The sequence below is a fragment of the Rhizobium beringeri genome (assembly GCF_004306515.1).
Lineage (GTDB): Bacteria > Pseudomonadota > Alphaproteobacteria > Rhizobiales > Rhizobiaceae > Rhizobium > Rhizobium beringeri.
In genome coordinates, this window is record NZ_SILG01000001.1 from 3546474 (window position 1) to 3569064 (window position 22591).

General features: G+C 61.3%; 21 protein-coding genes, 1 other RNA gene and 1 pseudogene. 16 read left to right on the plus strand and 7 right to left on the minus strand.

The features are described 5' to 3' along the window. Positions 1-81: 81 nt before the first annotated feature. Positions 82-1113, minus strand: coding sequence for a phosphogluconate dehydrogenase (NAD(+)-dependent, decarboxylating) (gene gnd / locus ELH03_RS17800; RefSeq protein ID WP_130766546.1), 1032 nt, complete (start codon positions 1111-1113; stop codon positions 82-84). A 133-nt stretch (positions 1114-1246) separates the two neighbouring features. Next, positions 1247-1729, minus strand: coding sequence for an SRPBCC domain-containing protein (locus ELH03_RS17805; RefSeq protein ID WP_018481020.1), 483 nt, complete (start codon positions 1727-1729; stop codon positions 1247-1249). Between the two features lie 70 nt (positions 1730-1799). Here ELH03_RS17805 and ELH03_RS17810 point away from each other — a divergent pair, with 70 nt between their 5' ends. The 4 genes and pseudogenes from ELH03_RS17810 to ELH03_RS17825 all read left to right on the plus strand — a co-directional run bounded on the left by ELH03_RS17810 (position 1800) and on the right by ELH03_RS17825 (position 5558). Then, positions 1800-2132, plus strand: coding sequence for an ArsR/SmtB family transcription factor (locus ELH03_RS17810; protein WP_128403672.1), 333 nt, complete (start codon positions 1800-1802; stop codon positions 2130-2132). Positions 2133-2208: 76 nt separating this feature from the next. Continuing rightward, positions 2209-2744, plus strand: a pseudogene (locus ELH03_RS17815) (helix-turn-helix transcriptional regulator). Between the two features lie 97 nt (positions 2745-2841). Further along, complete coding sequence (locus ELH03_RS17820; RefSeq protein WP_130766547.1) at positions 2842-3825, plus strand: NAD-dependent epimerase/dehydratase family protein; 984 nt, start codon at positions 2842-2844, stop codon at positions 3823-3825. A 245-nt stretch (positions 3826-4070) separates the two neighbouring features. Further along, positions 4071-5558, plus strand: coding sequence for an esterase-like activity of phytase family protein (locus tag ELH03_RS17825; protein ID WP_130766548.1), 1488 nt, complete (start codon positions 4071-4073; stop codon positions 5556-5558). Between the two features lie 183 nt (positions 5559-5741). Here ELH03_RS17825 and ssrS read toward each other — a convergent pair. The 3 genes from ssrS to ELH03_RS17840 form a co-directional block, all read right to left on the minus strand. Continuing rightward, a non-coding RNA gene (gene ssrS / locus ELH03_RS17830) (6S RNA) lies at positions 5742-5900 on the minus strand. A 69-nt stretch (positions 5901-5969) separates the two neighbouring features. After that, positions 5970-6347 carry a cell division protein ZapA gene (locus ELH03_RS17835; RefSeq protein WP_128403676.1) on the minus strand — a complete coding sequence of 126 codons (378 nt, stop codon included), beginning with the start codon at positions 6345-6347 and terminating at the stop codon, positions 5970-5972. Between the two features lie 14 nt (positions 6348-6361). After that, positions 6362-6637: a DUF4164 domain-containing protein gene (locus ELH03_RS17840; RefSeq protein ID WP_012758879.1), complete on the minus strand. Its 276-nt coding sequence runs from the start codon at positions 6635-6637 to the stop codon at positions 6362-6364. A gap of 333 nt (positions 6638-6970) precedes the next feature. Here ELH03_RS17840 and tkt point away from each other — a divergent pair, with 333 nt between their 5' ends. The 8 genes from tkt (at position 6971) to ELH03_RS17880 (ending at position 17103) form a co-directional block, all read left to right on the plus strand. Continuing rightward, positions 6971-8944 (plus strand): transketolase, encoded by a 1974-nt coding sequence (tkt, locus tag ELH03_RS17845; protein ID WP_128403677.1) that lies wholly within the window; start codon positions 6971-6973, stop codon positions 8942-8944. A gap of 82 nt (positions 8945-9026) precedes the next feature. Further along, positions 9027-10037: a type I glyceraldehyde-3-phosphate dehydrogenase gene (gap, locus tag ELH03_RS17850; protein WP_026188518.1), complete on the plus strand. Its 1011-nt coding sequence runs from the start codon at positions 9027-9029 to the stop codon at positions 10035-10037. A 246-nt stretch (positions 10038-10283) separates the two neighbouring features. Continuing rightward, positions 10284-10598: a hypothetical protein gene (locus ELH03_RS17855; protein WP_003552580.1), complete on the plus strand. Its 315-nt coding sequence runs from the start codon at positions 10284-10286 to the stop codon at positions 10596-10598. Between the two features lie 266 nt (positions 10599-10864). Continuing rightward, a complete protein-coding gene (locus tag ELH03_RS17860) occupies positions 10865-11044 on the plus strand; it encodes a hypothetical protein (protein ID WP_128403678.1) in 180 nt (59 codons plus the stop codon). Between the two features lie 493 nt (positions 11045-11537). After that, a complete protein-coding gene (locus tag ELH03_RS17865) occupies positions 11538-13412 on the plus strand; it encodes a potassium/proton antiporter (RefSeq protein WP_128403679.1) in 1875 nt (624 codons plus the stop codon). Positions 13413-13482: 70 nt separating this feature from the next. Next, positions 13483-14688 (plus strand): phosphoglycerate kinase, encoded by a 1206-nt coding sequence (locus ELH03_RS17870; protein WP_197729999.1) that lies wholly within the window; start codon positions 13483-13485, stop codon positions 14686-14688. A 323-nt stretch (positions 14689-15011) separates the two neighbouring features. Next, complete coding sequence (locus tag ELH03_RS17875) at positions 15012-16037, plus strand: class I fructose-bisphosphate aldolase (protein WP_128403681.1); 1026 nt, start codon at positions 15012-15014, stop codon at positions 16035-16037. Positions 16038-16194: 157 nt separating this feature from the next. Further along, positions 16195-17103 carry a PhzF family phenazine biosynthesis protein gene (locus ELH03_RS17880; RefSeq protein ID WP_128403682.1) on the plus strand — a complete coding sequence of 303 codons (909 nt, stop codon included), beginning with the start codon at positions 16195-16197 and terminating at the stop codon, positions 17101-17103. A 47-nt stretch (positions 17104-17150) separates the two neighbouring features. On the opposite strand, the gene ELH03_RS37470 is transcribed toward ELH03_RS17880, so the two are convergent. After that, positions 17151-17315: a hypothetical protein gene (locus ELH03_RS37470; RefSeq protein WP_164902126.1), complete on the minus strand. Its 165-nt coding sequence runs from the start codon at positions 17313-17315 to the stop codon at positions 17151-17153. A gap of 172 nt (positions 17316-17487) precedes the next feature. Between ELH03_RS37470 and ELH03_RS17885 the strand changes: the two genes are divergently transcribed. The 3 genes from ELH03_RS17885 (at position 17488) to rcdA (ending at position 20081) form a co-directional block, all read left to right on the plus strand. Beyond that, entirely contained in the window at positions 17488-18786 is a 1299-nt protein-coding gene (locus ELH03_RS17885) for an MFS transporter (protein WP_128403683.1), read from the plus strand. A 196-nt stretch (positions 18787-18982) separates the two neighbouring features. After that, a complete protein-coding gene (locus tag ELH03_RS17890) occupies positions 18983-19174 on the plus strand; it encodes a DUF1192 domain-containing protein (protein WP_018243477.1) in 192 nt (63 codons plus the stop codon). A gap of 391 nt (positions 19175-19565) precedes the next feature. Beyond that, entirely contained in the window at positions 19566-20081 is a 516-nt protein-coding gene (rcdA, locus tag ELH03_RS17895; RefSeq protein ID WP_128403685.1) for a protease adaptor protein RcdA, read from the plus strand. A 187-nt stretch (positions 20082-20268) separates the two neighbouring features. Here the strand turns inward: rcdA and rpmE are convergent, their stop codons facing one another. After that, positions 20269-20490: a 50S ribosomal protein L31 gene (gene rpmE / locus ELH03_RS17900; RefSeq protein WP_003542805.1), complete on the minus strand. Its 222-nt coding sequence runs from the start codon at positions 20488-20490 to the stop codon at positions 20269-20271. Positions 20491-20683: 193 nt separating this feature from the next. On the opposite strand from rpmE, the gene ELH03_RS17905 reads away from it, so the two are divergent. Then, positions 20684-22486, plus strand: coding sequence for an ABC transporter transmembrane domain-containing protein (locus ELH03_RS17905; RefSeq protein ID WP_128412014.1), 1803 nt, complete (start codon positions 20684-20686; stop codon positions 22484-22486). Positions 22487-22591 lie beyond the last annotated feature (105 nt).

Below are 22591 nucleotides of genomic sequence, written 5' to 3' on the forward strand. Positions count from 1 at the left end.
GCCGCCTCCTCGAAACGAAACGCCGCGCTCGCTATTTCAGGATGACGACTTTGTCGGAACGGTGAGTGAAGTCGCTCGCCTTCAGGGTTTCGTGACCGGTTTTTCCACGTGGCCACCGAAGCCCGCGCGCATCGCCGACAGCACCTTGTTGGCGAATTCGTCATTGTCGCGCGAGGCGAAGCGGCCGTAGAGTGCAGCGCTCAGCACCGGCGTCGGCACGCTTTCGTCGATTGCCGCCATGATCGTCCAGCGGCCTTCGCCGCTGTCCGAGACGCGTCCGGCATATTTCGAAAGTGCGGGATCGGCATGCAGCGCATCGGCCGTGAGATCGAGCAGCCAGGATGTGATGACGCTGCCGCGGCGCCAGACTTCGGCGACATCCTGCAGATTGAAATCATATTGGAAATGTTCCGGATGGGCGAGCGGCGCGGTTTCCGCATCGGCCACGTGCGAGGCGGCGCCGATATTGGCGTGTTTCAGGATATTGATACCTTCGGCATAGGCGGCCATCAGGCCATATTCGATGCCGTTATGCACCATCTTGACGAAATGACCGGCGCCATGTGGACCGCAATGCAGGTAACCCTGCTCCGCAGTGCTGGCCGCAGCCGCTTCGGCACTCCGGTTCGGCGAGGCTTCCGTCTTGCCGACGCCGGGCGCCAGCGTCGCAAAGATCGGGGAAAGGTGCTCGACGATACCCTTCTCGCCGCCGATCATCAGGCAATAACCGCGCTCGAGGCCGAAGACGCCGCCGCTTGTGCCGACATCGACATAGTGGATGCCCTTGGTGATGAGGTCGGCGCCGCGACGAATGTCGTCATGGTAATAAGAGTTTCCGCCGTCAATGACGATATCGCCATTCTCAAGCAGCGGCATCAGGCTCGCCAGCACCTTGTCGACGATCGCCGCCGGCAGCATCAGCCAGATAGCGCGTGGATGGGTGAGCTTCGAGACGAATTCCTGGAGCGAAGTACTGCCGGTCGCACCGAGGCCCGCAAGCTCGGCAACGCTTTCCGGCCTGGCGTCGTAGACGACGCATTCATGACCGCCTCGCATCAAGCGCTGGACCATATAATTGCCCATGCGGCCCAAACCAACCATGCCAAGCTGCATAATGAATCTCCTGGAAACCGAAATGAAGTATCGAATCCGGAAATTAGCACCCGCAGTGTGACAGGCAAGCGAAGTCTCGGTGATATTGACGAATGCGACGATTGTGCCACCGATCCTTGAGACCGACGTCCTGTCAAATGTCCGGCGCGCTGGCCGGCTCACCCTTCATTTCGCTGAGGAACATGCCCTCGCGCAGATTGATGCCATATTCGACGAAAGCCTTCATGCAGCAGAGCATCTGCGTCCAGCCTTCGCAGTTGAGATAGGTGCCGCGCCGGCCGGCATCGTCTTCGCGCCAGCCGGTCTCGGCGATGGTCACCAAGGTGCCGCCGTCTTCCAACGGCTTGAAGTTCATCTCGACCAGCGTCTTGTATCTTGCCTCATCTTCGCCGGTGCCGCCATCCCAGCGCAGCACGATGCGGCTTTCCGGCACCAGTTCGACCACCTCGACCGGCGCATCCTTCCACCAGGTCACCGTCGTGCCCTTCACAAGCGGCGCGCTCGCCCCGCCGATCGTGGTGAAGTAGCTGCTGAGCTTCTTCGGATTGACGACAGCATCGAACACCTCTGCGACGGGACGGCCGATGCGGCCGGAAACGCGGATTCCGAGAGACATGACACTTCTCCTCTTCTCCATTGTGCCTGTTTCCGTTGTGCTTGGCTTCATTATGTTATAAAAACATAACATGTCAAGCGAATCAACCGATGATCCTGTCTTCAAGGCGCTGGCGCATCATCGCCGCCGCGAAATCCTCGACCTGCTCAAGGATGGTGCCCGAACCACAGGGACCCTTTGCGAGATGTTTCCGCAGATGGATCGCTGCACGGTGATGCAGCATCTGAAGGTGCTGGAGGAGGCCGATCTGGTCGTCGCCAGGAAGGAGGGCCGCGAGCGCTGGAACCACCTGAACAGCCTGCCGATCAAGCACATCTATGACCGCTGGATCAGCGCCTATGCCGGCCATGCGCTCTCTATCCTCGACCGGTTGAAAGGCGACCTGGAAGGTCAGCCCGAATAGTGACCCGTCGTCAAACCGCCTTGCCGCCCGGTCCGCTGAAGCCTGATGCTGGCAAAAACGGCACGGGACCAGGCAGATGACAATATCGGGAGCCGGCATACGCCGCATGCGGCTGCTGCGCAGCATGAAGCAGGAACATCTCGCCGAGCTCCTCGGCGTCAACCAGGCGACCGTCTCGCGCTGGGAGCGCAATCAGCTCGCCCTATCACCCGAACAGGCTGTCAAGCTGGAACGGATTTTCGCCTCACCGCGACATGCAGCAGTCGATGCGGCGCTGAAGCGGCTGGTCGAGGATTCTGTCCGGCCGGTGCATCTGATCTGCGACCGCACCCACCGGCTGCTCTCCGCCTCCCGCCCGCGGCAGGCGGAATGGCGGGCGCCGCTCGGCGCCTTTCTCGGCCGCTCTCTGTTCTCCTACGCTTCCGCCGAGATCGCCGTCGCCGAGCACTCGCTGGAGAAGCGCGGCTGGCATGAGGGCAGGCTCTCGTCGCTGACCCTCGATACCGGCGCCAACGGCAATGCGCTGCTGCCGATCGCCGCGGCCGCGTGACCTGGGAAAGGATCATGCTTTCAGATGGCAGCGCCGGCCGCCTCGTCACGACCATCGGCTGAGCCTGCAGCTTTCCTGCATTCCCATGCATAATTTATGCGTTGTCTGGAAACCTTAGTCTTTATAGCGTCCGCCGCCGAACGGTCAGGAGACGATGTGATGACGATACTGGTGACGGGAAGTGCCGGCCATCTCGGCGAGGCGCTGATGCGAACCCTGAGGGCGGAAAGCCGCTGGGTGCGCGGCATCGATATCAAGCCCTCGGCTTTCACCGACATGGTCGGCTCGATCAGTGATCGCGCCTTCGTCCGTCAGGCGATGTCGGGCATCAGCCACGTCATCCATGCCGCGACGCTGCACAAGCCGCATGTAGCGACCCACGGCAATTACGATTTCCTCGACACCAATATCGCCGGCACTCTGCATCTGCTCGAAGAGGCGACCGCCGCAGGCGTCGCAAGCTTCGTCTTCACCAGTACCACCAGCACCTTCGGCGCCGCACTGACGCCGGCCGCCGGCGAACCGGCGGCATGGGTGACCGAGGACGTGCTTCCCGTCGCGAGAAACATCTACGGCGTAACGAAACTCGCCGCCGAAGGCCTGTGCGAACTCTTCGCCCGCAAGTCCGGCCTGCCGGTGGTCATTCTCAGGACGTCGCGTTTCTTTCCCGAAAATGACGACGATCCTGACATTCGCAACGGCTATTCGGCAGAGAATGCCCAGGCCAACGAGCTTCTTCACCGCCGCGTCGATATTAGCGATGTGGTCGACGCCCATCTGCTGGCGCTCGAAAAGGCGCCGGCAATCGGCTTTGGCCGCTACATCGTCTCCGCCACGACGCCGTTTTCGGCAAGTGATCTTGCGGCGATCAGGCACGACGCGCCTCATGTCGTCGAACGACTGTTCCCGGGGGCAGGCGCCCTTTACGCGTCACGCGGCTGGAAAATGTTTCCGGCGCTCGACCGCGTCTATGTCAATGAACGCGCAAGACGGGAACTCAGCTGGCAGCCGCGATATGATTTCCGTTTCATGCTCGATTGCATTCGCGACAACAGGGAGTGGCGAAGTCCCTTGGCACTAAATGTCGGCTCCAAGGGCTACCACGACGAGGTCTTTGCCGAAGGGCCTTATCCGGTCGGATAGAGCCCGAGCTGGAATGCGGACATGCGAAAGCCCGACATCCTCTCCGGCATGGCCTTTTCGTTGAAAAGCGTCATCCAGATATCATGATCCCGTCATAGACCGTCTGCCGGGGATATGGGGCGACGAAATCCAAGGCGTGTTGTGCCATCGGGAAATCGAATCCAGGCCGGGGTGTCATTTGAAGCGGTGTCCAGCCTGCGGGCGGAAGCCGTTTCGAGAGCGCTTTTGACCGAGAGGGTATTTCCATGAAGAATGTCAGACCATACGCATCGCGGCTGTTCGCCGCGGTTCTCGCCGCATCCGCCGCCATTCCGGCCGTCGCAATGGCCGAGAATTCCGCCACCGTCGGTGGCCTCACCTTCGTCAACAAGGGCCTAGTCGGCATCGGGCGTATCCCGGCCAACCAGCGTGACAAATTCGGCGAGACCTTCGGTTCCGGCTCGGGCATGGCACTCGATCCCACCGCCTGGAGCCGCGACGGCGCCAGCTACAAGGGCACACTCTACCTGCTGCCCGACCGCGGTTACAACGCCGTCGGCACCGTCGACTATCGGCCGCGCCTGAACACCATCTCGATAGGCCTGACGCCGACCGCTCTGGGTGCGGCACCCAAAGCCGGCAAGGAACAGTCTGGCGTCGACGCAAAGCTCGTCGATTCCACACTCTTCGTCGATGACAAGGGTGGCGACATGACGGGTCTCGACCCGGAATCTGGCGTCCGCCCCGCTGCCGGTGATTTTCCGCCGCTGCCGCAGGCGACGAACGGCAAGATCGCGCTCGACAATGAAGCCATCATCCGCATGGCCGACGGCACCATGTTCGTCAGCGACGAATACGGCCCTTATATCTATCACTTCTCGGCCGACGGCCACCTGCTGTCTGCCACCCAGCCGCCGAAGGCGCTTCTGCCGACGCGCAAGGGCGCGCTGAGCTTCGCCTCCAACAATCCCGGCCCTGGTGCATCCGCGCCGGACCCGAAGGACCCGGAGACCGGCCGCCAGAACAACCAGGGTCTCGAAGGCATGGCGATGACGCCGGACGGCAAGTTCATCATCGCGGTGCTGCAGTCGGCGGCGCGTCAGGACGGCGGCGATTCCGGCCCGACCCGGCAGAGTACCCGCGCCATGATCTATGACGCCACCGATCCCGATCATCTGAAACTGGTGCACGAATATGTCGTAACGCTGCCGGTCTTCAAGGACGCCAAGGACAAGACGACGATCGCCGCTGAGAGCGAAATCGTCGCCCTGTCCGACAAGACCTTCCTGATGCTCGCCCGCGACAGCGGCAACGGCCAGGGCCTGAAGGGCGACACGTCGCTCTACCGCAAGGTCGGTATCGTCGATGTTTCCACCGCCACCGACGTCGCCGGCAGCGATTTCGATGACGGCAAGCCGATCGCGCCGAAGGGCGTCGTCGATCCCTCGCTGACGCCGGCGACGCTGACGCCTTTCATCGACCTCAACGACAAGGCCGACCTCGCCCGCTTCGGCCTGCACAACGGCGCGCCGAACGACAAGAACAATCTGTCGGAAAAATGGGAAGCCATGGGGCTTGCGAGCGTTCTCGACCCGAACCTGCCGGACGACTACTTCCTGTTCGTCGCCAATGACAACGACTTCTTGACGCAGGATGGTTTCCAGGTGGGTGCAGCCTACAAGGCTGACGGCGGTGCCGACGTCGATACCATGTTCCAGGTCTTTCAGGTCACCCTTCCAGGCCTGAAGAAGTAGTCGCGCACTGAAAAGGGCGGACGCGTTCTGCATAATTCCTTAAATCGGAATCGATTTAAGGATAAAATTATGCAGCAATTTAGAGTGCTACAGCGTCCTTTGCGCGTCTGAAAAGACGCGCGGCGCTGTAGCCGCGCGTTCGCCCGCCATATCCGGGATCCCTGCCGACAATAAAAGGGAAGGGTGCGATCCACGACCACCGATGGATGTTTACGATCCTGGGTGCCTACAAACGTAGGTGGGCGCCGTGTGTCCAGGCCCACGGGCCTGGCCAGGGACAGCTCCCTTTGGATCGAGTATGGCCCCAGGGATTGTGGTTCCTGTCGAGAGGCGCAGACCGCATGGCGATATATAAGGTTGTTTGCGCTGACGCGCCAGTGGCGACGGAAGGCCGCCCCTATTTAGTTGAGATCAATTCAATTCGGGAGCGGACCGGCCATTCAGCTTGTCAGTGATGCCGCGGATGCGGCTCGACACCTCGCTCAGCGCTGCCGCAAGATTTTCTTCGGTCCGGGCGGTCGCGGCAAGCACCGTATCGCGATTGCCGCGCAGCGACTCGAGCTCGGATTCCAATCCGGCGAGGCGGCGCGTCAGTTCGGCAATCTCGTCCACGATCATGATACCGGCCATGACGGTGATCCTGAGATCACCGATTTCCCCGAACTGGTCCTTGAGATGGCCGACATAGCGGTCAAAACGGGTGGCGAGATCGGTCAGGTGATCCTCCTGCCCTTCCTCGCAGGCCATGCGATAGGCCTTGCCGTCGATCGTTACCGTCACCTGCGCCATGCCAACTCTTTCTATCAGCGATCCAGAACTGCACGGATCGTTTCCATCGCCGTCACCAGCCGCCGCGATACCTCACGATTGACCTCTTCCAGCCGGTTGGCACGGAATTCTGCCTGATCGAGCTCCTGCGCCAGCCGGGAGCGGTCGGCGTGCACGCGCCGCACCTCGCCCTCGATCTCGCCCTGCTCGCGCTGCCGCTCGACACGCATGTCGACGGCGTTTTCGAGGCTCGAAATCGCCTGTCTCAATTCGTTGAGCGCTGCTTCCATGGTTTTGCCTGTGGGCATCATGTCTTTCCGATTCCCGCGCAGGATCCGCGAATCGGCACGCCGCGCCGATCCTGCGATTTCAAAAGGATATGCAGCTCGCCGACGGCCCGTCAATAAATCCTGTCACTTGTCCGCCAGCCTATCCTGTGGATGAGCGTTTTCCACATGCTCGTCGTATCAGATTCGTCATTTGTACAATCCCGCGATCAAATGTCAAAAATCGCCACTGCCAGCCCGGATTTGGCCTGCCATTTATTGACTTGCCCGTCCCAACTGCTATGTCTCTGCCGCTTTCACTCGATGGTCTTGGAGGCTCGAGGCCATCCCCCGACACCCGGAACTTGCGGAAAAGCCATGACCTCTCCCGAACAACACGACCGGATGGCGAATGCGATCCGTTTTCTCGCCATGGACGCCGTTGAAAAGGCGAACTCCGGCCACCCGGGCATGCCGATGGGCATGGCTGACGTGGCAACGGTCCTGTTCACCAAATATCTGAAGTTCGATCCGAAGAAGCCGCACTGGCCGAACCGCGATCGCTTCGTGCTGTCGGCCGGCCATGGCTCGATGCTGCTCTATTCGGTGCTGTATCTGACCGGCTATCCTGACATGACGATCGAAGATCTGAAGCAGTTCCGTCAACTCGGTTCGAAGACCGCCGGCCATCCGGAATATGGTCACGCGACCGGCATCGAAACGACGACCGGTCCGCTCGGCCAGGGTATTGCCAATTCTGTTGGCATGGCGATTGCCGAACGCAAGCTGCGCGAGGAGTTCGGTTCCGATCTCCAGGATCACTATACCTATGCGATCTGCGGCGACGGCTGCCTGATGGAGGGTATCAGCCATGAAGCCATCGCGCTCGCCGGCCACCTGAAGCTCAATAAGCTCGTTTTGTTCTGGGACAACAACTCGATCACCATCGACGGCGCCGTGTCGCTGTCGGATTCCACCGATCAGATCGCCCGCTTCAAGGCCGTTCACTGGAACACGATCGAGATTGACGGTCACGATCAGGCCGCCATCGCAGCCGCGATCGAAGCTGCCCACAAGTCCGACCGCCCGACCTTCATCGCCTGCAAGACGATCATCGGCTTTGGCGCCCCGAACAAGCAAGGCACCCACAAGGTTCACGGTAACCCGCTCGGCGCCGAGGAAATCGCTGCCACCCGCAAGGCGCTGAACTGGGAAGCCGAAGCCTTCGTCATCCCGTCGGACGTCCTTGACAGCTGGCGTGCAGCCGGCGCCCGCTCCGTCGAGCTCGTCAAGTCCTGGGAAGACGGCCTCGCCAAGGCTCCGGCCAGGGCCGAGTTCACCCGCCGCATGGCAGGCGAGCTGCCGGAAGGCTTCGACGCCGCAATCAGCGCATACAAGAAGAAGCTCGCCGAGACCAAGCCTACGGTTGCGACCCGCAAGGCTTCGGAAGACGCGCTCGAGGTCATCAACGGCTTCCTGCCGGAAACGCTCGGCGGCTCCGCCGACCTGACGCCGTCGAACAATACCAAGACCAGCCAGATGCATTCGATCACCCCGACGGATTTCGCCGGTCGTTACATGCATTGGGGCATCCGCGAGCACGGCATGGCGTCTGCCATGAACGGCATTGCGCTGCATGGCGGCCTCATCCCCTACAGCGGCGGCTTCCTGATCTTCTCGGATTATTGCCGCCCGCCGATCCGCCTTGCTTCGCTGATGGGCATCCGCGTCATTCACGTCCTGACGCATGACTCGATCGGCGTCGGCGAAGACGGCCCGACGCACCAGCCGGTCGAACAGCTCGCCGGTCTGCGCGCCGTCCCGAATCTGATGGTCTTCCGTCCGGCCGATGCCACGGAAACGGCGGAATGCTGGCAGATCGCCATCAAGACGCACAACCGTCCTTCGGGCCTTGCTCTGACGCGTCAGAACCTGCTCGCAGCCCGCACCGAATACAGCGAAAAGAACCTTTGCGAACAGGGCGCCTATGTGCTCGCCGGCAATGCCGACGCCAAGGTGACGATCTTCGCCTCCGGCTCCGAAGTCGAAATCGCCGTTGCGGCTCGTACGGCGCTCGAAGCCAAGGGCGTCACCGTCCGCGTCGTATCGGTTCCCTGCACGGAACTGTTCTTCGAGCAGCCGGAAGCCTATCGCAAGGAAATCCTCGGCAACTCGCCGGTCAAGATCGCCGTCGAAGCCGCCGTTCGCGAAGGCTGGGATGCGTTCATCGGACCGGAAGGCACCTTCATCGGCATGAAGAGCTTCGGCGCTTCCGGCCCGGTCAAGGAAGTCTACAAGCATTTCGGCATCACCGCCGACGCCGTCGTTGCGGCCGCGGAAGCAAAGCTTTAATGAGGGCGCCTTGAGGCGCTCTCCATCTCCTCAATTCCAGGCCCTCACGTATCGGGCCCTACTCTATCGGGAGTGAATGAACATGACAGTCAAGGTTGCCATCAACGGTTTCGGCCGCATCGGCCGCAACGTCCTTCGCGCCATCGTCGAATCCGGCCGCACCGACATCGAAGTCGTCGCCATCAACGATCTCGGCCCGGTTGAAACCAACGCCCACCTGCTGCGCTACGACTCGATCCACGGCCGCTTCCCGGCAACGGTGAAGGTCGAGGGCGACTCGATCATCGTCGGCAACGGTAAGCCGATCAAGGTCACGGCGATCAAGGATCCGGCAACGCTTCCACACCGCGAACTCGGCGTTGACATCGCGATGGAATGCACCGGCATCTTCACCGCCCGCGACAAGGCTGCGGCTCACCTGACGGCCGGCGCCAAGCGCGTCATCGTCTCGGCGCCCGCCGATGGCGCTGACCTGACGGTCGTCTTCGGCGTCAACCATGACCAGCTCACCAAGGAGCACTTGGTCATCTCCAACGCGTCCTGCACCACCAACTGCCTGGTGCCGGTCGTGAAGGTTCTCGACGACGCCGTCGGCATCGACCACGGCTTCATGACGACCATCCACTCCTACACCGGCGACCAGCCGACGCTCGACACGATGCACAAGGACCTGTATCGCGCCCGTGCGGCCGCCCTTTCCATGATCCCGACCTCGACGGGCGCTGCCAAGGCAGTCGGCCTCGTTCTGCCGCATCTGAAGGGCAAGCTCGACGGCACTTCGATCCGCGTTCCGACCCCGAACGTTTCCGTCGTCGACTTCAAGTTCGTCGCCAAGAAGGCGACCAGCGTTGGCGAAATCAACGAAGCCATCCAGGCTGCTGCAAACGGCAAGCTGAAGGGCATCCTCGGCTACACCGACGAGCCGCTCGTCTCCCGTGACTTCAACCACGACAGCCACTCCTCGATCTTCGCAACCGATCAGACCAAGGTCATGGAAGGCAGCTTCGTGCGCGTCCTGTCCTGGTACGACAACGAGTGGGGCTTCTCCAGCCGCATGTCCGACACAGCAGTCGCTTTCGCCAAGCTCATCTGAGCGCTCTTCAGGCATCGACATGCGAGCGGCCCGGGAAACCGGGCCGCTTTTTGTTGCCGTGCCTCCAAACGAAGCCGCCCTCCGGCATTGGCATCTTTTCGTCCATTGCCCGGATGAGATCTGCTAGAATACGTCACCCTGGACATTCGAAATGCCCAGTTTCCTCGCGCATTGGCCATCGGCCAGGCGTGGCCACGCCAATACCGTGCGGCAGCACTGTCGCCCGCATGAAAATGAGAGAGATGGATGGATTACTTTACCGTTGAAATCGCCGGCCGCGCCGTTGCTAGTTTTCGCTCGGAAAATCACGAGGAAGCGACGCATTTCTTCGAGGCGGAAGACTTTCGCGACGATCTGACCGTCCTGGAATCCGAAGGCAAGCCCCTATGGGACCGCAAAGCGGCCCTGAGCTTACGCAAGGCGACCACCGAGGAAGCAAGCGAAGTCGAGCACGCCTATGAATTCGATGATGATCCCGAACGGACCATCGAGGACGAGTTCGTCGTGTTCCTGGTTCCGGTCGCGGATCTGACCGACGAGGGCGAGGACACAGAAGACTGACCGGCGATCCGGATCTTTTTCCGGTTTCGAAGTCATATCGAAGCGGCGGGTTCGATATGACACCGCCGTTCGCAGGACAGGATGGCGGTGCAGTTGATGCTGCCTCGGGTTCGAATTCGATAGCCGCCCCTGCGCGAAACCATCGTCGACGAATTCCCTGGCCGCAAGGATGGATCACGGGTTGGCAATCCGCTGGCCAAGCGTGCTAGATTGAGGAAATGCACAGCGCTGCCCAATGGCTAAAATGAGCCAAGTGGAGGTGATAAATGGTAGAGGCACAAAAACGCTTGTCCCACACCACCCTCAAACGGCGGCAGCGGTTTCACCCTAAGCGGGACGTCAGACCTTCCGTGCTGGCAAAGGCAAATCGTCTGGTCATCTGGGTTGCCGCGTTCATTGGCCTCTCGTTTCTCGCCATCGTCCTACTTCAGGCAGTGTTGGGATAGCAGAGCAAGGGCCGGCCGCTTTCGCCACAAAACGACAGCCGGCTGCTCTCGCTGGGCGGCCGGCATTTCCTACCCGATATCGAAAAATCTCCGCGTTCATTTTCCGTGCTCTCCGCATCCGCGCCTGCAATCCATTCTTCCCGTCATTGGACAAGGCAAACGGACCGCGTGAACGGAGGAGCGTGTTTTATCCTGTTGCCATTCGCAGATACCGGCAGGAAAAATCCGTGCTTGTCTCTTTTGCCCTGCTCTCGCCTGATTTTCCTATACATTCTTTATAGAGAGTTTCTCCCGTAGCATTCCGTGTCGGTTGGCCGTCCGGCAGCCGTTCAGCAGCATGAAGCAGCATCACGACGAGGTTAAGCCGCAAGGCCTACCCTTCTCTGACGTTTTGCCGTTTACTGATGGATCGCGCGCGTGAGGGAGGGTTTGAAATAAGGCGGATCGGCCGGGGCGGCTGTGTTCGCGAAGCAGTCGATGGAAAGGGGTGGGCATGGAAGCGTTCTATATCGTGGTGCTGGTCTCGACGGCGCTCGTGCTTCTTGCCGCTTTTTCGAGCCTGCTCGCCTTCCGTTTCGGCGCCCCCCTGCTGCTGCTCTTCCTGATGATCGGCCTTGCCGCCGGCGTCGACGGCCTCGGCATCGAGTTCAGCAACAATTACCTTGCCTATATTCTCGGTTCCATTGCGCTGGCCGTGATCCTCTTCGATTCCGGCTTCGGCACGCCGATGCAGGCCTTTCGGCTGGCGGCCGTACCCTCTCTGGCGCTGGCCTCGGTCGGTGTGCTGATCACTGCCTCGCTCTTTGCCTTCGCCGCCATGTGGCTGTTGAACTTCACCTGGCTGGAAGGTCTGCTGCTCGGCTCGATCGTCGCATCGACGGATGCCGCCGCTGTCTTCTTCCTGCTGCGCATCGGCGGCATCAACATCCGCGACAAGGTGCGCTCGACGCTGGAAGTGGAATCCGGCACCAATGACCCGATGGCGATTTTCCTCACCATCGCCCTTGTCGAGGTGCTGGCGAGCGGCGAGCGTTACGCCGGCATCAATATCGGCATGCTCGCCATGTTCGTGCAGCAGATGGGCCTCGGCGTCATTCTCGGCCTGCTCGGCGGCATGATGATCGTGCTGATCGTCAGCAGGCTCGATACCGATCGTGGCCTGACGCCGATCTTCGTGCTGGCGCTCGCTCTTCTCGTCTTCTCCTTCACCGGCGCGGTCGGCGGCAGTGGCTTCCTCGCCGTCTATGTCGCCGGCATCTACGCCGGAAACCGCAAGATGCAGGCGATCGGCACCATCAAACGCTTCCAGGACGGCATGACCTGGCTGGCGCAGATCATCATGTTCCTGGTGCTCGGCCTGCTCGCCACGCCGTCGCAATTCCCTGTCATCATCGTGCCGGCCATCCTGCTCGCCCTCTTTCTGATCTTCGTCGCCCGGCCGTTGGCAGTCTGGCTGTCGCTGCTTCCCTTCGATTACACGCAGCAGGAAATCGGCTTCGTTGCTTGGGTCGGCCTGCGCGGCGCCGTCTCCATCCTGCTTGCCATCATGCCGATCCTCGGCGGGCTCGAGAACGGACAGATCTATTTCAACACCGCCTTCATCATCGTGCTGGTCTCGCTGCTCCTCCAGGGCTGGACGATCAAGCCCGTCGCCAAGAAGCTCGGCCTGATCATTCCGCCGCGCATCGGCGCCGTCGACAAGGTCGAGGTCGACCTGCCTGGGGCGGCCAACCACGAGCTGCTCTCCTACCGCGTCATCAAGGATAGCCCGGTGCTGCGCGGCGAGCGTATTCCGCGCTGGGCGACACCCTCGCTCGTCATCCGCGACGGCAAGTCGATGCGCTACCAATATGCAGGGCGGCTGCGCGAGCACGATCTCGTCTACCTCTTCATCGTGCCCAGCTATTCCCGCCTGCTCGACCGGCTCTTCGCCAGCCGGGCGCCGGTGGATGACGACGATGCCGAATTTTTCGGAGCCTTCGCGCTCTCCCCCGCCCGCCCCGCCGCCGATCTCGACGCCGCCTATGGCCCCGGCCTGCTCAACGAATCCGAAAAGGGCCTGACAATCGCCGAATTGATGCGGCAGCGCCTCGGCGGCAAGGCCGATTATGCCGACCGCGTCCGCCTCGGCTCGATCATCCTCATCGTCCGCGATCTCGACGAGCACGACCACATCACCTCCGTCGGCATGTCGCTCGAAGCAGTCGAACCGGCGATCACCCTGCCGATCTTCATCAATCTCAAGGACATCACCCAGCGCATCCGCGACCGACTGAAGGGACGCCGGATCCGGGAAACCAAGACCTCCGAAAGCACGCCGAAAGCGCCGGCCGGACGCGACGAAGGCACACACGAAAACGGCCGTTGAACGCCTTGCGTCTCGAATGATCCTTGCTATGTTCGGCGCAACTTTCGCCAACCACGACAGGATCCTCCCCATGCCTTCTTTCAAGACCCTCGACGATCTTTCCGACATCCGCGGCAAGCGCGTTCTCGTCCGCGTCGACCTCAACGTCCCGGTGAAAGACGGCAAGGTCACCGATACGACGCGCATCGAGCGTGTGGCGCCGACGATCCTGGAATTGTCCGAAAAGGGTGCCAAGGTGATCCTGCTGGCCCATTTTGGCCGGCCGAAGGAGGGCCCTTCGCCGGAGCTGTCTCTGTCACTGATCGCCCCTTCCGTCGAGGAAGTGCTTGATCATGCCGTGCTGACGGCCTCCGATTGCATTGACGAGGCCGCCGCCTCCGCCATTGCCGTGATGAATGACGGCGATATCCTGCTTCTGGAAAACACCCGCTTCCACAAAGGCGAGGAAAAGAACGACCCCGACTTCACCAAGGCGCTTGCCGCCAACGGCGATATTTATGTCAACGACGCCTTCTCGGCCGCCCACCGCGCCCATGCCTCGACCGAGGGTCTTGCCCACCACCTGCCGGCCTATGCCGGCCGCACCATGCAGGCCGAGCTGGAGGCCCTGGAAAAGGGTCTCGGCGATCCGGCTCGCCCTGTCGTCGCGATCGTCGGCGGCGCCAAGGTCTCGACCAAGATCGACCTCTTGATGAACCTTGTGAAGAAGGTCGATGCGCTCGTCATCGGCGGCGGCATGGCCAATACCTTCATTGCCGCCCGCGGCACCAATGTCGGCAAGTCGCTCTGCGAACATGATCTCGCAGAAACCGCCAAGCAGATCATGATCGAGGCCGCCACCGCCGGCTGCGCCATCATCCTGCCGGAGGATGGTGTGATCGCCCGGGAATTCAAGGCGGGCGCCGCCAACGAGACGGTTGATATCAACGCCATTCCCGCCGATGCCATGGTGCTCGATGTCGGCCCGAAATCCGTCGAGGCCATCAACGCCTGGATCGAGCGCGCTGCAACCCTGGTCTGGAACGGCCCGCTCGGCGCCTTCGAGATCGAACCCTTCGATGCCGCAACCGTCGCTGCCGCGAAATACGCCGCTGGGCGTACTGCGGCCGGCAAGCTCACCTCCGTTGCCGGCGGCGGCGATACGGTCTCGGCGCTCAACCATGCCGGCGTTGCCGACGATTTCACCTATGTTTCGACCGCCGGCGGCGCCTTCCTCGAATGGATGGAAGGCAAAGAGCTTCCCGGCGTCGCGGTCCTCAACGCTGCTGCTGCATAATTCCTTAAATCGGAACCGATTTAAGGACATAATTATGCAGCCATTCAAAGTGCTTCAGCGTCCTTTGCGCGTCTGAAAGACGCGCGGCGCTGTAGGTAGTCCGCAAGACTGATTTCGCAGATTTTACATGTGGATAGACCGCGGAAGAAGAGAAGCTTCTGCGGTCTTTTGCTCAGAGGACGAAAAAAATCCCAACTTTCAAACGATTGAATTGAATTCAATCGTTTCAATGACTTAGCCTTCCATTTTCCTCCCTATAAACTTCTGTTATCCGCGTTCTATATTCCTGAAGTGCCGATGTTTATTGTTGTGGAGAGAACGAAATGAGCGAACGACTGGAAGACATTGCAGTGCAGATGGTTACGGGCGGCCGGGGGCTGCTCGCCGCCGATGAATCGACCTCCACCATCAAGAAGCGTTTCGACGCGATCAATCTCGAATCGACCGAAACCAGCCGGCGCGACTATCGCGAAATGCTCTTCCGCTCCGACGAAGCGATGAAGAAATATATCTCCGGCGTCATCCTCTTCGAAGAGACCCTGTTCCAGAAGGCCGCGGACGGCACGCCTTTCGTTGATATCATCCGCGCTGCCGGCGCCATTCCCGGCATCAAGGTCGATACCGGCGCCAAGCCGATGGCCAAATATCCCGCTGAAACCATCACCGAAGGCCTCGATGGCCTCGGCGAGCGACTTGCCAGATATTATGAAGCCGGCGCCCGCTTCGCCAAGTGGCGTGGCGTCATCGCCATCTCGTCGACCTTGCCGACTCGCGGTTCCGTCCGCGCCAACGCTCAGGCGCTTGCTCGTTATGCCGCACTTTGCCAGGAGGCCGGGATCGTTCCGATCGTCGAGCCGGAATGCCTGATGGACGGCAAACCGGGCGACCACAATATCGACCGCTGCGCCGAAGTAACCGAGTTCACGCTGCGCATCGTCTTCGAGGAACTCGCCGATGCCCGCATCAACCTCGAAGGTATGATCCTGAAGCCGAACATGGTGATCGACGGCAAGAACGCCCGCAAGGCCTCGGTCGCTGAAGTTGCCGAACGCACCGTCAAGGTGTTGAAGGCGACCGTTCCATCAGCCGTTCCCGGCATCGCCTTCCTCTCCGGCGGCCAGACGACCGAAGAAGCAACAGCCCACCTTTCGGCGATCAATGCCACCGGAGACCTGCCCTGGTTCGTCACCTTCTCCTACGGCCGCGCCCTGCAGGACAGCGCGCTCAAGGCCTGGAACGGCAAACAGGAAAACGTCGCCGCCGGCCAGCGCGAATTCACCCACCGCGCCGAGATGAACAGCCTCGCCGCCAAGGGCAACTGGAAGAAGGACCTGGAAAAGGCCGCCTGATTAACAACGCTTAGGACTGGGCAGGGGCGGCAAAAGCAGCGTAGCCGCCCCTGCCCATTCCCTCTCTCCTTCCTCCCATTGTCACGGCGACAAGAAACCGCTTCGTTCCGCGAAAAACCGTGATTACTCATAGCGGCCTGTCACAACAGGAACCGCTATGAACACCCTCTCCTACGTCACCGTCGATGTCTTCACCTCCACCCGCTTCGAGGGCAATCCGCTTGCCGTCATTTCCGATGCCCGCGGTCTGAGCGATGCGGCGATGCAAAAGATCGCCACCGAGTTCAACTATTCCGAAGTCACATTCGTCCTTCCGCCGGAAGACCCTCAGAATTCCGCCCGCGTGCGCATCTTCACCCCGACGATGGAAATACCCTTCGCCGGCCACCCGAACGTCGGCACCGCCTATGTGCTCGGCCAGCAGGCGGAGATCTTCGGCAAGTCGGTCGGCGATACGCTGCGCTTCGAGGAAAAGGCTGGCATCGTCGAAGTCAGCCTGAAACGCAGCGGCGCCGCCATCCGCGCACCGCAGCCACTGGCGATCGGCGATCCCATTGCCGAGGAAACCGTCGCCGGCTGCGTCTCGCTCGACCCTGGCGTCATCGTCAGCACCACCCATGCCCCGGTCTTTGCCTCGGTCGGCCTGAACTTCGCCGTTGCCGAGCTGAACGGGCTCGAAGCGCTGGCCGCCGCCCGCCCGAACCTTGCCGGGTTTCAGGCAGCTGCCGGCCGCCAGACGACGAGCGGCCACGACTTCTCGCTCTTCCTCTATGTCAAGACAGCCGAAAATCCATGGAATATTCGCGCCCGCATGTTCGCGCCGCTCGATAACGTACCCGAAGATCCGGCAACGGGCAGCGCGTCAGCGGCGCTTGGCGCCTATCTCGTCTCGCTTGCGCCGGAGGCCGATATGAACGCCCGCATCACCATTGAACAGGGCGTCGAAATGGGCCGCCGTAGCGTCATCACCCTTGATGTCGTGAAGTCCGGCGGCATCGTCACCGATGTCGTCATCTCGGGAGGCTGCGTTTCCGTCATGCGCGGAGAAATAAGCTTGCAGGATTGACGATCCCGGATCGGATCGTCGCCCCTGGGTTATACGTAATCCAGGGGCTACATCATGAAGTCGCGCGAAAGCAGAGCCAATGCCCAGACGGCGAAAGCGATCAGCGCGATCTTCCAGAAATCCATCCGCCGTCTGAGGCCGGGAAGCCCGAGCGGCTTGATCACCTGTATCGCCATGGCAAGGATGAGCAGCAAGGCTATCAGCTTTGTCATGCTTTATTTTTTCCGTTTTTCGGAATGTCACAGGACGGACATTTTTCCGCGCGAACACAGGATCTCGACACGCCGTAAAGATATTCCGGGGCACAATCAATCATCTTGAGGCTGGGCTGACGCAGGTCCTGCCTTATGTCCATTGCAAATCGCTAAGACCGAGTCTGGGGAAATGAAGAGAAATCTGCTGTCCGTCGCCGCGCTGCTCTTTGGCACACTCTTCCTTTTCATGGGCAACGGCCTGCAGGGCATCCTGCTTCCCGTGCGCGGCAATCTCGAAGGCTACGCGACGACGACGCTCGGCCTGCTCGGCACATCATGGGCGGGGGGCTTCGTCATCGGCTGCCTGGTTGCGCCGAAGATCGTCCGCCGCGTCGGCCATGTGCGTGCTTTTTCGGGCTTCATCTCGATCATCGCCATCATTGCGCTGGTCAGCGGTATCATCATCGATCCGATCTGGTGGGTGGTCCTGCGCGCCGTCACCGGCTTCTCCACCGCCGGCACGTCGATGATCATTGAAAGCTGGCTGAACGAGCGCGCCAGCAACGAGAGCCGCGGCATGATCTTCTCGCTCTATATCGGCATCACACTCATCGGCGTCGTCGGCGGCCAGATGATGATCCCGCTCGAGGATGTGCGCACGCCGGTGCTGTTCATGATCTGCGGCATCTTCTATTGCATCGCCATGCTGCCGACGACGCTGTCGACCGCCGCTTCGCCGCAACCGCTGAAGGCGGTGCGCCTCGACCTGCCGGCGCTCTATCGCAACTCGCCGGTCTCCTGCCTTGGCATCCTGCTCGTTGGCATCGCCAATGGGGCCTACGGCACGCTCGGCGCCGTCTTCGGTGCCGGCGCCGGCCTCTCCGACACCAGCATCGCCGTCATGATGAGCGCCACCATCTTCGCCGGGGCGGTGATGCAGCTGCCGGCCGGCCGGCTTTCCGATCGCATCGACCGACGCTACGTGCTCGCCGCCATGTCGGGCATCGCCGCCCTTGCCGGCCTGTTGATCTTTCTGCTTCACCCGACGTCGCCCGCCTTGCTGATCGGGCTCGTTGTCCTTTACGGCGCCGTGGCAAATACGCTCTATCCGATCGCCGTCGCCCACGCGAACGACTTCGCGGCGTCGGAGGATTTCGTCAAGGTCTCCGGCGGCCTGCTGCTGCTATACGGCATCGGCACGGTGATCGGCCCGACGATCAGCGGTCCCGTCATGTCGGCGATCACCCCGCATGCGCTTTTCCTCGTCACCGCCATCGCCCATGTGCTGATCACCGTTTATGCCATCATCAGGAGCCGCATCCGCGCCGCCGTGCCTGCCAGCGACCGCGACGCCTACACGACGATCCCGACCGGCACCTCGCCGATGCTGACACCGCAAAGCATGTCGCTTGCCGATCGCGGCACCGGCAAACCTCCCGAAACCGGAAAGTCTCCCGAAAGCGGCGATCCTGCTGTAAAGTTCGGCTAGAACAGGATCATTTTAAGCCGGGTCGGCCCAAAATCTGAATCCTGTTCTACATTATATAGTGAGAGCATGATGTCGCCCGAAAACCGCTCACACTCTCCGGCATCATGCTCTGGAGCAATTCCAGCAAAAGTGCGCATCGGTTTTGCGTTCCCGAATTGCGTGAGAAAAGCTATAGGCAGCGAACGGAGGAAGAACCATGAGCTTCATCGATGATGACCGGCCGCAGAAGAAGGTCGCCCACGAGATCGGCGCCGATCTCTCCATGCTTTCGGTCGACGAGTTGAAGGCGCGGGTGGAATTGCTGAAGACGGAGATCGCCCGTCTCGAGGCCGAGGCCGGTCGCAAGGCCTCCGGGCGACAGGCGGCGGAAAGCTTCTTCCGCTCGTAATCTGCTAAAAACCCCGAAAAACAAGGCTATAGGCGGATAAAATAGCCCGCCTCAAGTCTTAATTCGGCACAATGTTAACAAAATATTAAGCTTTATAAGATATTACTATATTCATCCGGATTTTCTCTGGATCTCAGACAGTTTTCCAAGCGGTGAATTGGTCTGATTTTTCTCCCTGTTTTACCTTGAGAGCCGCGTTTGCGGCTCTTCTTTTTCCTATGGCCGGCGCACTTCCACGAAACTGTGGAGATTAACCCTTTCTTAAGAAACGGCTTGCGCATTTGGGCTAATGATACCATCTTAAAGTCATAAAGACCCGGCCTGGAAACTTTTCCGTCGGTGCCGGCGTTACCTGAATATATGTAGCTGCGTGCAAACAGGGACTATTGCGATGTCGGAAGTTGGGTTGAACACGATCAGTTTTGCAGGCCGCGCCGCTGCATCCTCGCAGTTCAAGGGACTTTACGCGGAAGGCATGTCGCTGGTCGAAGAGACTGCCGCCTACCTCGACGGCCAGGGCCGCGCCGCCTCCAAGGTTCTGCCGCGGATGGCCTCGGTTCTCTACGCCGCGGAATCGATGCGTCTGACCACCCGCCTCATGCAGATGGCCTCTTGGCTGCTGTTGCAGCGCGCCGTCAACAATGGCGAAATGTCCCGTGACCAGGTGCTCGCCGAGAAGAACAAGGTTCGCCTCGACGGCTTCAACGTCGACCGCGCCGCACCCGGCTGGGGTGACCTGCCGGAATCCTTCCGCGACCTCGTCGAACGCTCACTGCGTCTGCAGAACCGCATCGCCCTGCTCGACCGCGAGATCTACCGCCCGTCCGAAGCGGTGATCATTCATGATAATCAGAACAGCGTCCAGGCCCAGCTTTCCCTGCTGCAGACCGCCTTCGGCAACAACTGACCGGATCCGCAAGAATTCGATAAAAACCGGCTGCGTCTTACGCGGCCGGTTTTTTGTTGCCGCTGAACACCACCATTCCTACAGCGTCCTTTGCGTGTCTGAAATGACGCGCGGCGCTGTAAGCCATTGCAAACGCAAAAAGCCCGGCGAAACCGGGCTCTCTTCGAATTCCATCGAGCAAAAGCGCTTAGAGGCCGAGACCGCCGAAACGCTTGTTGAACTTGGAGACGCGGCCACCGCGGTCCATGAGCTGCTGGTTGCCGCCGGTCCAGGCCGGATGCGACTTGGAATCGATCTCGAGGTTCATGACAGCGCCCTCCGAACCCCAGGTCGAGCGGGTTTCGTATTCGGTGCCATCGGTCATGACTACCTTGATCATGTGATATTCGGGATGGATGCCTGCCTTCATAACAATCTTCCTGCGATACCGGAGTTCAATTTGCCGCATGCAGTTGCGGCCAACGAACCGATTGAATAAATGAAGCCGCAGTCGTGATGGCTACGGCTTCCCATTAGGATGCGGTGCCTATACATGAAGGACGCCTAGATAACAAGAGCCTACAGGCCGCATTGCGCGGGTCCTGCGGGCGATCGGAGACGATTTGGCAGAGCAGGCACGGGCTGAGGAAAACAAAAGGCGGTCGCTACAGCCGCTCGGCAGGCTGACGCCCTACGTCATGCGTTATCGCGGCATGGTGGCGGGTGCGCTGATGTCGCTGGCGCTTGCCGCCATCACTTCGCTGGCGCTGCCGCTCGCCGTGCGTCGCATGATCGATCATGGCTTCACCCAGTCCGACGGCCGCTTCATCAACAGTTACTTCGCCATGCTGATGGTCATGGCCGTCGTGCTCGCGATCGCAAGCGCGCTGCGCTATTATTTCGTCATCACCATCGGCGAACGCATCGTCGCCGATCTTCGCCGCGATGTCTTTTCCCATGTGACAAGGCTGTCGCCCTCCTTCTTCGACGTCAACCAGTCTGGCGAGATCGTCTCGCGCCTGACCGCCGATACGACGCAGATCAAGTCGGCCGTCGGTGCCACCGCCTCGGTGGCGCTCAGGAACCTCATCCTCTGTATCGGCGCCATGGGCATGATGATCGTCACCTCGCCGAAGCTTTCGAGCCTCGTCATCGGAGCGATCCCGCTGATTGTCTTCCCGCTCGTCGCCTTCGGCCGCTCGGTGCGCAAACGTTCGCGTGCCGCCCAGGATACGCTCGCCGATGCCTCCGCCTTCGCCAACGAGACGATCGCCGCGACCCGCACCGTCCAGGCCTTCAATGGCGAGGATGCCGCGGCGACGCGTTACGGCACCGCCGTCGAATCCGCCTACGAGGCCGCCCGCGCCGCGATCCGCTCGCGCGCGCTGCTGACGGGGATCGCCATCACGCTGATCTTCGGCAGCGTCGTCGCCGTGCTCTGGGTCGGCGCCCATAGCGTGCTTGCCGGCACGCTCTCGGCCGGCACGCTCGGCCAGTTCCTGCTCTATGCCGTCATCTCCGCCGGGTCGCTCGGCGCGCTGTCGGAGGTCTGGGGCGAACTTTCGCAGGCAGCCGGTGCTGCCGACCGGCTGACCGAACTTCTCGATGAAGTCTCGCCGATCACAGCTCCCGCCAGCCCGCAGGCTCTTCCTTCGCCCAGCCACGGTCGCGTCGAATTTTCCGGTGTGCATTTCGCCTATCCCTCGCGCCCCGGCAAATCGGCACTGCATGGCTTAAGCTTCGCCGTCACGCCAGGCGAGACGGTCGCCATCGTCGGCCCTTCCGGTGCCGGCAAGAGCACCGTCTTTTCGCTATTGCTGCGCTTCTACGACCCGCAGCAGGGCAGCGTGAAGATCGACGGTGTCGACGCGCAGCTGACGACGCCCGACGAGCTGCGCCAGCGCATTGCCATCGTGCCGCAGGATGTCACCATTTTTGCCGCCTCGATCCATGACAACATCGCCTTCGGCCGCCCCGGCGCCTCGCGTGACGAGGTCCGCGCCGCAGCCCTTGCCGCGCAGGCCGACGAATTCATCGCCCGGCTGGACCAGGGTTACGAGACCGAGGTTGGCGAACGCGGCATCACGCTCTCCGGCGGCCAGCGCCAGCGCATCGCCATTGCCCGCGCCATCCTGAAGAACGCCCCCGTGCTGCTGCTCGACGAGGCGACCTCGGCGCTTGACGCCGAAAGCGAGACTCTGGTGCAGAAGGCGCTCGACGGTCTGGTGGACGGCCGCACGACGCTCGTCATCGCCCATCGCCTGGCCACCGTGCTGAAAGCCGACCGCATCCTCGTCATGGACCAGGGCCGCGTCGTCGAGGAGGGCACGCATCAGAGCCTGATCCGCCATGGCGGCATCTATGCGCGGCTGGCGCGGCTGCAATTCGACGCCGCCAACGAGGATGTACTCGCTGCGGCGAAATAGCCGGCGCGCACTTCTCCCGCCAATAGCGACTAAAGTCTGAACCCGCTGCGCCTCTCCGCGGTTGTCTTTCGCGCGTCCCGCCCTAACCTCTTCATTCCCCGGGGT